General features: G+C 67.8%; 11 protein-coding genes. 2 read left to right on the top strand and 9 right to left on the bottom strand.

The features are described 5' to 3' along the window. From VG502_RS08900 to VG502_RS08870, 7 genes are all read right to left on the bottom strand, one after another. Positions 1 to 1,224, bottom strand: coding sequence for an MFS transporter (locus tag VG502_RS08900; RefSeq protein ID WP_325549684.1), 1,224 nt, complete (start codon positions 1,222 to 1,224; stop codon positions 1 to 3). Positions 1,225 to 1,240: 16 nt separating this feature from the next. After that, entirely contained in the window at positions 1,241 to 2,329 is a 1,089-nt protein-coding gene (locus VG502_RS08895; RefSeq protein ID WP_325549683.1) for a DNA polymerase III subunit beta family protein, read from the bottom strand. Positions 2,330 to 2,428: 99 nt separating this feature from the next. Beyond that, on the bottom strand, positions 2,429 to 3,079 hold the full coding sequence (locus VG502_RS08890; protein WP_325549682.1) for a hypothetical protein: 651 nt from the start codon (positions 3,077 to 3,079) through the stop codon (positions 2,429 to 2,431). Beyond that, on the bottom strand, positions 3,076 to 3,201 hold the full coding sequence (locus tag VG502_RS08885; protein ID WP_325549681.1) for a hypothetical protein: 126 nt from the start codon (positions 3,199 to 3,201) through the stop codon (positions 3,076 to 3,078). The genes VG502_RS08890 and VG502_RS08885 overlap by 4 nt, the downstream gene beginning before the upstream one ends. A 167-nt stretch (positions 3,202 to 3,368) precedes the next feature. After that, the gene (gene arc / locus VG502_RS08880; protein WP_325549680.1) at positions 3,369 to 5,102 is read right to left on the bottom strand and encodes a proteasome ATPase; all 1,734 of its coding nucleotides are present in this window, start codon (positions 5,100 to 5,102) and stop codon (positions 3,369 to 3,371) included. A 79-nt stretch (positions 5,103 to 5,181) separates the two neighbouring features. Next, on the bottom strand, positions 5,182 to 6,135 hold the full coding sequence (locus tag VG502_RS08875) for a tRNA (adenine-N1)-methyltransferase (RefSeq protein ID WP_414655720.1): 954 nt from the start codon (positions 6,133 to 6,135) through the stop codon (positions 5,182 to 5,184). Positions 6,136 to 6,255: 120 nt separating this feature from the next. Then, on the bottom strand, positions 6,256 to 7,395 hold the full coding sequence (locus tag VG502_RS08870) for a site-2 protease family protein (protein WP_325549678.1): 1,140 nt from the start codon (positions 7,393 to 7,395) through the stop codon (positions 6,256 to 6,258). A 153-nt stretch (positions 7,396 to 7,548) separates the two neighbouring features. Between VG502_RS08870 and VG502_RS08865 the strand changes: the two genes are divergently transcribed. Together VG502_RS08865 and VG502_RS08860 are read left to right on the top strand one after the other, a co-directional pair. Further along, a complete protein-coding gene (locus tag VG502_RS08865; RefSeq protein WP_325549864.1) occupies positions 7,549 to 8,385 on the top strand; it encodes a RecB family exonuclease in 837 nt (278 codons plus the stop codon). Positions 8,386 to 8,908: 523 nt separating this feature from the next. Next, positions 8,909 to 9,595 (top strand): hypothetical protein, encoded by a 687-nt coding sequence (locus VG502_RS08860; RefSeq protein ID WP_325549677.1) that lies wholly within the window; start codon positions 8,909 to 8,911, stop codon positions 9,593 to 9,595. A gap of 75 nt (positions 9,596 to 9,670) precedes the next feature. On the opposite strand, the gene VG502_RS08855 is transcribed toward VG502_RS08860, so the two are convergent. Together VG502_RS08855 and metH are read right to left on the bottom strand one after the other, a co-directional pair. Beyond that, positions 9,671 to 10,357 carry an HAD family hydrolase gene (locus tag VG502_RS08855; protein WP_325549676.1) on the bottom strand — a complete coding sequence of 229 codons (687 nt, stop codon included), beginning with the start codon at positions 10,355 to 10,357 and terminating at the stop codon, positions 9,671 to 9,673. 87 nt (positions 10,358 to 10,444) lie between these two features. Then, the coding region (gene metH / locus VG502_RS08850; protein WP_325549675.1) for a methionine synthase at positions 10,445 to 13,001 on the bottom strand (2,557 nt) is incomplete at its 5' end.

Below are 13,001 nucleotides of genomic sequence, written 5' to 3'. Positions count from 1 at the left end.
TCAGGTCGACAGACGCTCCACCGTCCGACGGAACGAGCCGACCCACCAGGCCAGGGCCACGCACATCACGGCCGCACAGCAGCCCAGCGACCACCGGGTTCCGAGCGTCTCGGCGACCGACGTGAAGACCACGGTGGCGACGAGAAGCGCTGCCATCTGGACGAATACGAGCAGCGATTGGTACCTGCTGAGTTGGTCCATCGGTGACGCCGCGAGGTATGCCGGGAACAGGTGCGCCGTGCACACCGACACCCCCACACCGAGGACGACCGCAGCAGCGAACGCCACGGCCGGCGTCGGCGCCATCGCCATACCGGACAGACCGGCGGCAACCATGGACAGCCCGACACCGACGGCGACCCGGGCTCGGTCGGATGCTCCGCGGCGCGCCACGACGATGGTCACGCCGATGCCACCGACCAGCCAGCCGACTTCGATCAGCCCGGATGCGCCCGGGCCCCAACGGGATTCGCGGGCCATCAGCGAGGGTCCGTAGATCACTGCCGGCAACACGCCCGACGCGAGGACGGCTGTCGTCACGAGGACGCCGCGCAATTGCGCGGTGCGCCATACCGTGGTGAAGGGCCGAAGGATCTCGAGCCCTCCGGGCGTCGCTCCCGTCTGCGGTGCGTATGGCGGCCGAATCCGCAGCAACACCACCAGGACCAGCACGAAGGTCGCGCCGTCGACGGCTGCGACACCACTGAACGCAATGGCCGCGACGGCGATCGCGCCGCACGGGGGTCCGGCGATCCGCGCCAGTTGCGTCAGAGTGCTGTTCAGCGCGGTGGCTCGCGGTAATGCGTCGCCGATGGCGAACAGCCGGGGCACCACTCCCGACGCCGGCAGGTAGAACGCCTCCTCGACGCCCGTCACCACGGCAACCAGCACCAGCAGCCACGGTTGGACGCTCACGGCGTGCGTCACGACCACGACCAGGAGACTGAGCAGCAGCATCACGGTGTCACCGGCAAGGAGTATCCGGCGCACGCCGACCCGGTCGGCCACCGCTCCCCCGACGAGGAGGAGGGCAGTAGTCGGCAAGGTGATCAGCACGCCGACCAGCCCGGTCAGGCCGGCCGAGATCCCGGTGGCGTACCAGGTGACCGCGAAACCGAAAGCGGTGCTACCGGCCAGACTGATCGCCGACGCGGCCGACCACCAGATGAATGGCGCCGGCACGGCTCGGTGCGCCACCGTCGTGGCGGCGATCCCGGCGTTCATGCTCAATCGTCCTGAATCAGTCGTCCCGGGAGTCCCGCCGGACGGGCATCACGATCGTGGTGAAGGTCCCCTGGTCGGCCGACCGCACGACGACCGGGCGGTTCGGTTGTGCGGGGAGTTCGAGCAGCACCTCGGGACCGATACTCACGTCCAGAGCTCCGAGCAACAGTGACGGCCGGAACGCGATCGCAAGTTCCTCCCCCGTGCAGATCGCCGTCAGACGCACCCCGTGGCGGTCTCCGTCGACCCGCAGGTCGAGGTGGTCCGGTCCGGTGGTGAGCACGATGGCGTCCGCATCGGTGAGCTGCAGCAGCTCGGTCGACAGTCGGACGCGGTCGACGGTGACGCGACCCGCGGTGGGCGGCAAGGACGCCAATACCGAGTGATACGAGGGGAACTGCGCATCGAGCGTCAGTAGCATGACTTGGTCGTCATCGGACTCGAGGGTCGTCACGCCATCCTCGGCGATTCGCAGTCGCAGCCGGTCGTGGGCAGCTGCGAATCGGATCGCCGCGGCCACCGCATCGGCCGCAACGACGACGGGGCGGTCCGTTCCGGACGATTCCTCGACCGGCAGGGTGCGCACTGCCATCCAGTAGCGGTCGGTCGCCACCACGGTGAGTTCGTCCGCCCCCAACTGCAGCAGGACACCCTTGAGCACCGGTATGTCGGGAACGGCCGCTGCCGCCGGAGACACCTGGCGCAGCGCGCTGGCCAGCTCCGGGCCGCGAACGACCACCGTGGTCGGAGCCGTCGCGTCCGCGGCCTCCGGCAGCGACGCGATGACGTCCTCCGTGGTCTCCCGCGCCCGTCGCGCGATGCCGGTGGCGTGCTCGGCATACGTCCGCAGAGCAGCCCTGGCCTGCTCGGGCGGACCGTCCAGCACGGTGCGAATGTCCTGCAACGGCAACCCGATCCCGCGCAGGCGGCTGATGGTCGACGCGCGGCGCTCCTGGTCGGCGGAGTAGTAGCGGTAACCGCTCGTCGCATCGACCTCCTGCGGCCGCAACAGGCCGCAGTCGTCGTAGAAGCGCAGCGCGCTCGAACTGAGACCGACCAGTCGCGCGAACGCTCCGATGGTCAATAGCGAGTCGTGGTCAGGCACGACCCCAGCTTGGCCCCTCAACCAACTCGAAGGTCAAATCCGCGCGTGCGGCGGTCGCCGTCATACACATGGAGCGGTATGGCGCGCGAAGCGTATGACTCAGCAGGCCCGGCGAGCCCGCAACACGCCATACATCCGACGTACCTGCCCGAGGAACTCCTTCGGCGCCAGGCGAAGCCCGATGACCGGGATCCGCAACATCCGGTCCCCGGCGACGACGCGCTCGTTCTGCCGGAGCGCATCGTCAATCGGGTTGAGAGCCAACGCGTGGTGACCGCCGTCGATCTCGACCACCAGACCGACGTCGTCCCAGCTGACATCGAGGTAAACACGGCCACGCGGTCCATGCCGAACCGATTGTCGGCTGGGAGCCGGGAGTCCGACGCCACGCGCCATCCGGGCGAAATCGAGTTCCCCCAACGAGTGGGCTCCGTCGGTCACGTGGGCGATGATGGCGTCCAGGAACGTGCGTCGCGGTGACCGGGTCACGGCGCGCCAAGCCAGGGCCAACCGCGCTGCACTGGTGAGTCGCTGCTGCATCGGCAGGCAGACCAGCAGCGCCGCCTGCCGATCGGACACCGCCCACTGGGCGGCGTGGACCGTTGCGACATCGGTGCCGACGCGTGGGATTCCGGCACCGACGATCGGCGCAGGCCGACGGTGCCGGTGCAGCCGCACTCCGGCGATGGCGTGATGTCGGCTCGACCCGGGCAGCGCTACGTCGATCGCAGCAGGCGTGAACGCGGTCATGCCGTTACGACACCGTCATGGTCGGCGGCGAGCCCCGCGGCGATGGCACGCCGCCGAGCGCCATAGGCGCGAGGTGGGACGGTCTCCGCACGAATGCCGGCCGCCGCGGGATCTGCGGTCATCGCACGATCCTGACCGACCGGACCCAATCGATGCAGCGGCCCTGTGGACAACGCCTGCCCGACTGGTCCCGGTCATACACATCGCGCGCTGGAACGCGCGATGTGTATGACCGGGTTTCGATACGCCTCCCCCGCTGCGCTCCTCCGGCTACTCAACCCGCTGCGGCTCAGAGGTACTGGCCGGTGCCCTTGATCGAGTCGATCGAGCGGCCGGGCTCGGCGCCGTCCTTGCCATCGATGAGCGTGCGGATGTAGACGATCCGCTCGCCCTTCTTGCCGGAGATGCGCGCCCAGTCGTCCGGGTTCGTGGTGTTGGGCAGGTCTTCGTTCTCCTTGAACTCATCCACGCACGACCGCAGCAGGTGATCGATCCGGATGCCCTTCTGACCGGTCGTCAGCTGGTCCTTGATCGCCATCTTCTTCGCACGGTCGACGATGTTCTGGATCATCGCGCCGGAGTTGAAGTCCTTGAAGTAGAGGACTTCCTTGTCGCCGCTGGCGTAGGTGACCTCGAGGAACTTGTTCTCGTCGATCTCGGTGTACATGCGCTCGACCGAGGCCTGGATCATCGCCTCGACCGTCTCCTGCGCCGAGTTGTTGTGCTCGGCCAGATCGTCGGCGTGCAGCGGCAGCCCGGGCACGAGGTACTTGCCGAAGATGTCCTTGGCGCTCTCGGCATCCGGACGCTCGATCTTGATCTTGACGTCGAGCCGGCCGGGCCGCAGGATCGCCGGATCGATCATGTCCTCACGGTTGGAGGCACCGATGACGATGACGTTCTCGAGCGACTCCACACCGTCGATCTCGGCCAGCAGCTGCGGCACGATCGTCGTCTCCACGTCGGACGAGACACCCGAGCCACGCGTGCGGAAGAGCGACTCCATCTCGTCGAAGAACACGACCACGGGTGTGCCGTCCGAGGACTTCTCACGAGCCCGCTGGAAGATCAGCCGGATGTGCCGCTCGGTCTCACCGACATACTTGTTGAGCAACTCGGGACCCTTGATGTTCAGGAAGTATGCCGCCTCGTCACGCCCGGTCTTCTCCGCGACCTTGCGCGCCAGGTTGGCCGCAACCGCCTTGGCGATCAACGTCTTTCCGCATCCGGGAGGGCCGTAGAGCAGCACACCCTTGGGCGGCCGCAGCGCGTGCTCGCGGAACAGGTCGGCGTGCAGGTAGGGCAACTCGACGGCGTCGCGGATCTGCTCGATCTGACCGGCCAGGCCGCCGATGTCCTCGTAGTGGATGTCGGGGACCTCCTCCAGGACCAGGTCGGCGACCTCGGCCTTGGGGATGCGTTCGAAGACGAAACCGCTGCGGCTGTCACACAACAGCGAGTCACCGGCCCGGATCACCTGTCCGGCCAGGTTGGCGGATATGCGGCAGACCCGCTCCTCGTCGGCGTGTGCGACGACGAGGACGCGGTCCTCGCCGAGCATCTCCTTGGCCTGGACGAGCTCGCCCACCCGCTCGAAGCCCACGGCCGCAACGACATTCAGCGCTTCGTTGAGCATGACCTCGCGACCTAGCGTCAGGTCACCCGGCTCGATGGACGGGCTCACCGCGACGCGCAGCTTGCGGCCGGAGGACAGGATGTCGGCGGTTGCATCGTCGTGGGTCTCGATCACGACGCCGTATGACGCGGGCGGCTGTGCGAGCCGGTCGACCTCGCCCTTGAGGTTGACGATCTGCTCGCGGGCCTCCTTCAGGGTGCGCACCAGGCGTTCGTTCTGGGCGGACAGCGTGCCGACCGACGCCTGCAACTGGCGGACCTGCTGCTGCAGGTCACCGGCGCTGGAGTGCGATGACACGGCAAGTCGTTCGCGCAACGTTCGGATCTCACGTTGCAAGCCCTCGATCGAGCTTCTCGGCGCATCAGATTCGTGGGAGTGATCGGTCATCGTCGGCCTCCTTGCGCGAGCGCGACGCCAAAGTCGTCGCTGCGGTTCGATGCCCCCTGACCCTAACTCGCAAACATCTTCATTCCAGCGGCGGCTCGCCTGCTGAACGTTGCAATTTGCGCAGCTTCTTCTCCGAAACGGGGCGTTCGCCCAGATTCTCGGACGTCCACGAGTCCTCGACGCGCCCGGCCTCGAAGGTGCTCGTCTCAATATCTGGAGCATCGACCGCGCTCTTGGCGGGCCGGCGCTTGCGCAGCGGCGGTGTCACGCCCGGTGCCAGCCGCCGCGTCGAGACCAGGAAGCCGGTGTGTCCGTGCATCCGGTGCTGCGGTCGCACCGCCAGCCCCTCCAGGTGCCACCCGCGCACCATCGACTCCCACGCCTCGGGCTCGGTGTAGCCACCGTGTGCGCGGACACCTTCGGCGACCCGGGACAGCTGGGTGACCGTTGCGACATACGCGATGAAGACGCCACCGGGCACGAGCGCCTCGGCCGCCGCCTCGAGGCACTCCCACGGCGCGAGCATGTCGAGGACGACCCGGTCGACCGTCCCGGGCTCGGCAACGGTGGACAGCACGTCGACGAAATCGCCGACGGAGATCGTCCAGGCCGGGTGCTCCCCGCCGAAGAACGAGCGGACGTTGCCCCGGGCGATGTCCGCGAATTCGCGGCGCCGCTCGATGGAGTGCAGCTCGCCGCCGTCCCCGACAGCCCGCAGCAACGACATCGACAGGGCACCGGACCCGACGCCTGCCTCCACCACCCGCGCCCCGGGGAAGATGTCGGCCATCGCCACGATCTGACCGGCGTCCTTCGGGTAGACGACCGCGGCGCCGCGCGGCATCGACATGACGTAGTCGGACAGCAGCGGACGAAGCGCCAGATATTCGGTGCCGGCCGTGTTGGTGATCGTGCTGCCGTCCGGCAGCCCGATCAGGTCGTCGTGGACGAGATGCCCGCGGTGCGTGTGGAACTGCTTGCCGGGCGTGAGCTCCAGCGTGTGCATCCGACCCTTCGGGTCGGTCAGCTGCACGCGTTCGCCTGCTGCAAATGGTCCGCGGCGGGCGGCTGCTCCGGTGGGTTCGGGCGAGTTCACAAGGCGCAATCCTAGGTCGGCAGCACCGGATCCCCGAACCGACGTCGGGAGCGGGCGTCAGACGGGCGCCGAGGTCGGACGCTCAGCGGCTGCGAGCGCATCGCCGAGTGCCTGGATGGCGACCAGGCCGGCAGGCTGTCCGTCGACCACCACCAAGAGCTCCTGTATGGCGCCGCCCACATCCTGCGCTGCTCGCACGAGAGCGGTCACGTCGACGTCGACGGAGGGGACCTCGGCGACCCAGCCGGCGGGCTGGACGCGGGCCAACGCGGCTGCGCGAACCTCCTGCAGGCCCGGCCCCGCGGCTCGCTGCAACTCGGCGGGCGCAATCACCCCCCACGGCACGCCCCGCTGATCGACGACCACCACATCGGTCGCCTGGGGCAACTGCGCAGCCAAGGCCGTATCCGGAGCGATGGCAGCCGGCCGGAGCACGTCGCGGACCCGCACCCGGGCGAAGAGGCGGCCGGCCCTCGCACGAGCGATGGCGTTGCCGGCGCCGACCCACAGGAAGCCGGCTATCAGCACCGACCAGAGGACGTAGAACGTCTGCGGTGTCTCACCGCGCACGAGCGGTCGCACCACGGTCCAGCCGACGAAGCCGACCGCGACCACCCGGCCGCACCAACCCGCCACGAGCAGGCCGGCGGAGCGGGATCCGGTGAGGCGCCATACGACCGCGTCCAGGATGAAACCGCCGTCCAGCGGCATACCGGGCAAGAGGTTGAAGATCGCGACGAACCCGTTGGTGAAGACGACCGCGCCGATCAGCAGCCGGGCGACTTCACGGTCGTCGGCGACCGCGTGCAGTGCGAGCCAACCCGCAAGCGCGAGAACGGCGTTCGCGAGCGGGCCCACCACGGCGACCAGCGCGCTGGACATCGGCGAACTGTCGTCGGTGTCGTATGCCGTGTGCCCGCCCCACAGGTCCGCGACGATGCGTCGCACGTGGTAGCCGCGCCACTGCCCGACCAGTGCGTGTGCGGCCTCGTGCGCCACCACGGACAACAGCAGGAGCAGGGTGTAGATGAAGGCGACGATGTAGGCGCCCGCGCCGAGATCGGGGTAGGCGTCGGCGACCTGCGGTCCGAACGTCGCAATGACGACGACCGCGATGATCGGCCAAGTGCGACCGATGTAGACCGGCACACCGCGCAGAGTGCCCAACTGCCAGCCGGGCCGGTCCGCGTTCGCCATTGCTCAAGCCTACGTGGCAGTCCGCCCGGCCCATCGCGCGCGGGCGTAGAGCCGCCGGTGTCGGAGTGTGCGGTTAGCGTGGCAGTCGTGGGACAAACGACGGACGTGACAGCGCAGGTCGCCGGGCAGGCGACCGGCGCCGGGCCGGCGCCGGTGCGACCGACGCTGTCACCGAGCCGGGCCGCCGACTTCATGCAGTGCCCGCTCCTCTACCGCTTCCGGGTCGTCGACCGGCTGCCCGAGGAGCCCTCGGCAGCAGCCGCACGCGGCACCCTCGTGCACGCGGTGCTGGAGCACCTCTTCGACGTGCCGGCCGCCGACCGGACCATCGACACAGCGGTCGCGCTGCTCGAGCCGCAGTGGGCCGCATTGCTCGAGCAGGAGCCGGAGCTGGCCACTCTCATCGGCGAGGACACCTCCCAGGAGTCCACCGCGTTGGAGTCGTGGCTCGCCGACGCCGCCGAGCTGGTCCGGCGGTGGTTCGCCCTCGAGGACCCGAATCGGCTGGAGCCCGCGGAGCGCGAGCTGTATGTCGAGGCGGAGATCGACGGACTGACGCTGCGCGGCTACATCGACCGCCTCGACGAGGCACCGGGCAACCTGCTGCGGGTCGTGGACTACAAGACCGGCCGGTCGCCCTCGGAGCTCTTCGAGGCCAAGTCGCTCTTCCAGATGAAGTTCTACGCGCTGGTGCTGTGGCGCACGCGGGGCGTCGTGCCGCGCATGTTGCAGCTGGTCTATCTCGGCAACAGCGAGATCGTCCGCTACGTGCCGGAGGAAGCCGACCTGCTGGCGACCGAGCGCAAGGTGATGGCACTTTGGCGGGCGATCGAGCGCGCGGCCACCACGGGCGACTGGCGACCGCACCGGACCAAGCTGTGCGACTGGTGCAGTCACCAGGCCTTGTGCCCCGAGTTCGGCGGCACTCCCCCGCCACTTCCCGTTCCGGCCGAAGGACGGACAGAAGATTCAGGCGTGACGCGAGGCTGAGGAACGAAGCGTCGCGTCAAAGCGTGCTCGGGTTGGCCCTTGATCCGGAGCGATCCGGCGAGGCATCCGCCACCGAGGACTGATCAGCGGGTCGCGGCCAGCACCAACGCAGCGGCGACCGGGAGGCAGACCTTTACTCCATCGACCGCACAGCCGATCTGCGCATGGTCGTGCACGCCCCGAGACCTCCGCCGGGACCGATCGCATCGGATAGTTGTGCGAGGTCGGCGGAGTGGAATTCGACTGAACAGTCGTAAAGTCCTGCTTTTACCACATTCGGCAATTGAGTTGTGGAAATTCTCCTACTTAGAAGCTGGACACCTGACAAGATGGACCGCGTTGCGTGCTCCATCGGGGAGTCCGCCGACGAGTGGGGTGGGTGAAGCTTCAGATGAATTCCAGGAATGCGGTGATCGGGGCCGGCGGTCTGTTCTGTGCCGCGGGCGTCGTTCTCGCAGTGGCGGGTGGGGCGCAGGCGGCTCCGAATGGGCCTGGGAACAATGGGACGATCAAGGTTCACGAGTTGGGCACCCCGGCCCACACCGTGAACAACGATCCGCACGTGTGCCAGTTCAATTTCGAGTACTTCTTCCAGGACTCCAAGCAGCCCGGGTATGACGTCGTGGTCGAGCCGCAGGGCGGCAACGGTGGTCCCTCCCACCTCACCTTGACGATGCCCAAGGCGGACGCCACGGGCTACTCGGAGTCCGTGTACGTCAATGCGGACCCAAGCGGCGAGACCGACGGCTACGCGCTCGCGAACGGTCATTACAAGGTGACGGTCATGGGCAAGGACGGCACGGACAAGGACGAGAAGGCCAAGTCCAAGGTGTTCTGGGTGAAGTGCAACACGACGCCCCCGACGACCACACCTCCGCCGACGACCACACCTCCGCCGACCTCCACCCCGCCCCCGACGACCACACCTCCGGTCACGACGCCACCGGTGACCACGCCTCCGGTGACAACGCCTCCGGTGACAACGCCTCCGGTGACCACGCCTCCGGTGACCACACCGCCGGCCACGACGACCAGCACGGCGCCGCCACCGGCCGTCACGACCACGCCGCCGTCGTCAGGTCCTCTCGTGGTGACCGACGGCCCGAGCGGAGGCAACGGAAGCAACACCGGTCTCATCGGCGGCGGCATCGCCGCTGCCGGCCTGGCCCTTGCCGGTGCCGGATACCTGCGCCGCCGAATGACCCGGTAGGTCTGGTCCACACAGCTCGAGCCCCCGATCGGTTGTCCGGTCGGGGGCTCGAGCTGTGATCGCGCGGTCGCGGTTCTAGCGTGAAGATCCCGTCAGTTCACGCAGTGCCTCGGGCTTGAGGCCCTCGAGGCTCTCGACCTGTGTCGCGCCCGCCATCGCCGGGACCTCGATGACGTGCGGCACGGCAAGAGTGGGTATGCCCGCCGCGACGGCCGAGCGCACGCCCGGGATCGAGTCCTCGATCGCCACGCAGTCAGCGGCCTCGGCGCCGAGCAGCCGCAGCGCCGTCAGATAGGCCTCCGGATGCGGCTTGCCGTTGTCGACCGTGTCGCCGGTGACGACCACCGAGAACGTCCCGGCGGGCACGGCATCGACCAGCACGCCAGCGAACGACTCGTATGACATCGTCACCAAGGCGTTCGGAACACCCTGCGCGACAAGGCCTTTCAGCAGCTCTTGCGCACCCGGCCGCCAGGGGACGTGACGGCGCATACCGGCAATGACCCGCTCCAGCAGGTAGTCGACGATCTCCTCCACGGAGAGAGTCACGGGACTGTTGTCCCGGATCAGCTGTCCCGACACCAGCAGCGGATTACCGACGAGCTGATGCGCCATCTCGTCGGTCCACTCCCCGCCATACGACGTGACGAGCTCGGTCTCGGCGGCGATCCACAACGGCTCGGTGTCAACGAGGGTGCCGTCCATGTCCCAGAGGACAGCGGCGGGCAGGTCTCGATACGCTCCCCCGCTCCGGCACCCCACAAAGTTCTCCTCCGCTTCGCTCCCCCGATACTTCGCGGGGACCCCGCCCCGCTCCGCCGCTACTCGACCAGCATTGATTTCGATGGGTCAGTCCTCCGGTTCGTAGCCAAGGTTGGACGAGAGCCAGCGCTCCGCCTCCTTCATTGTCCAGCCCTTGCGCTTGGCGTACGACTCGACCTGGTCCTGCCCGAGCCGGCCGACGACGAAATACTGCGAGTCCGGGTGGGAGAAGTACCAACCGCTGACGGCTGCTCCCGGCCACATCGCCATCGAGTCGGTCAACTCGATGCCCGTCTGGTTGGTGACGTCGAGCAGCTCGAAAAGCGTTGCCTTCTCGGTGTGTTCGGGGCACGCAGGGTAGCCGGGTGCCGGACGGATGCCGCGGTACTTCTCGGCGATCAGCTCGTCATTGCCGAGCTTCTCGTCGGGGGCGTAACCCCACAGGTCGTGCCGGACGACGTCGTGCAGACGCTCGGCGAACGCCTCGGCCAGCCGGTCGGCGAGAGACTCCAGCAGGATGGCGCTGTAGTCGTCGAGGTCCGCCTTGAACTCCATGATCTTCTCCGGAGCCCCGAGACCCGCCGTCACGGCGAAACCACCGATGTAGTCCGGCAGCCCGGTCTCCTTGGGCGCGATGTAGTCGGCCAGTGAGCGGTTCGGCACACCGGCGCGGTGGTGCCCCTGCTGCCGCAGGTGGTGCAACGTCGTCAGGACCTCACGGCGCGACTCGTCGGTGTAGAGCTCGACGTCGTCGTCCACGGCATTGGCCGGGAAGAAGCCGACGACCGCGTTGGCGCGCAGCCATTTCCCCTCGATGACCTTGTCGAGCATCTCCTGGGCGTCGTCCCACAACTTGCGTGCCGCTTCGCCGGTCGCCGGGTTGTTCAGGATGTCGGGGAACTTGCCCTTCATCTCCCACGCGTTGAAGAACGGCTGCCAGTCGATGTATTCGCGCAGCGTCTCCAGCGGGTAGTCGCGGAAGGTCCGGGTGTATGACGAGATCGGTCCGAGCTCGCCGTCGTCTGCCACGTCCCGTGCCTGCTGCAGCAGGAACCGAGGCCGCGGCGGTTGATAGTCGCTCCAGTCGATCGGCGTCCGCGCCTTCAGCGCGTCGGCATACGAAAGCAGTGGCCGCTCAGTGCTTTTCGCGGCATGGCGCTTGCGGATCGACTCGTAGTCGGCGTTGATGTCGGCCATGAACGCGTCGTGTCGCTCGTCCGACAGGAGTGCCGACGCGGTCGGCACCGAGCGCGACGCGTCCTTCACCCAGACGACGTCACCGTGGTACTTCGGCGTCACCTTCACCGCCGTGTGCGCCCGCGAGGTCGTCGCACCACCGATCAGCAGCGGGATGTCCCACCCCTGCCGCTCCATCTCGGTGGCCACGTTGACCATTTCGTCGAGCGACGGCGTGATCAGCCCCGACAGGCCGATCATGTCTGCGTTCTCGGCCTTCGCGGTGTCCAGGATCTTCTGAGCGGGCACCATCACGCCGAGATCGACGACGTCGTAGTTGTTGCACTGCAGCACCACACCGACGATGTTCTTGCCGATGTCGTGGACGTCGCCCTTCACGGTGGCCATCACGATCTTGCCCTTGGCGCGCTCGGCGTCGCCGGGCTTCTTCTCCGCCTCGATGAACGGAATCAGGTGTGCCACAGCCTTTTTCATCACCCGCGCCGACTTCACGACCTGCGGCAGGAACATCTTGCCGGCACCGAAGAGGTCACCGACAACACCCATGCCGTCCATCAGCGGACCCTCGATGACGTTGAGGGGACGCTCGCCGCGCTCCTTCAGCTCCAGGCGCATCTCCTCGGTGTCCTCGACGATGAACTCATCGATGCCCTTCACCAACGCGTGGGTGATGCGCTCGCGGACGGGCTCCTCGCGCCACTTCAGCTTGTCGTCCGGGCCCTGCTCCTCGCCCGCCTTGTTGTGCTCCTCGGCGACTTCGAGCAGCCGCTCGGTGGCGTCATCCCGCCGGTTGAGCACGACGTCCTCGATGCGCTCGCGCAGGTCCTCCGGGATCTCGTCGTAGAGGACCAGGGCACCGGCGTTGACGATGCCCATCGTCATCCCCGCCCTGATCGCGTGGTAGAGGAAGACGGAGTGGATCGCCTCGCGAACCGGGTTGTTGCCGCGGAACGAGAACGACACGTTGGACACGCCGCCGGACACGAGCGTCCCGGGCAGGTTGGCCTTGATCCAGCGCGTCGCCTCGATGAAGTCGACACCGTAGTTGGCGTGCTCCTCGATGCCCGTGGCGATCGCGAAGATGTTGGGGTCGAAGATGATGTCCTCGGGCGGGAACCCGACCTCCTCGGTGAGGATCCGGTACGCCCGTCCGCAGATCTCCTTGCGGCGCTCCAGGTTGTCGGCCTGGCCCTGCTCGTCGAAGGCCATCACGACGACCGCGGCCCCGTACTTGCGGCACAGCCGGGCCTCGCGGACGAACTTCTCCTCGCCCTCCTTCATGGAGATCGAGTTCACGATCGGCTTGCCCTGGACCGTCTTCAGCCCGGCCTCGATGACCTCCCACTTGGAGGAGTCGATCATCGTGGGCACACGGCAGATGTCGGGCTCGGAGGCGATCAGCTTGGTGAAGCGGTCCATGGCCGCGACGCCGTCGATCATCCCCTCG

The organism is Flexivirga sp., from assembly GCF_035551235.1.
Classification (GTDB): Bacteria; Actinomycetota; Actinomycetes; order Actinomycetales; family Dermatophilaceae; genus Flexivirga.
This window is presented reverse-complemented; position numbering and strand designations above follow the sequence as displayed.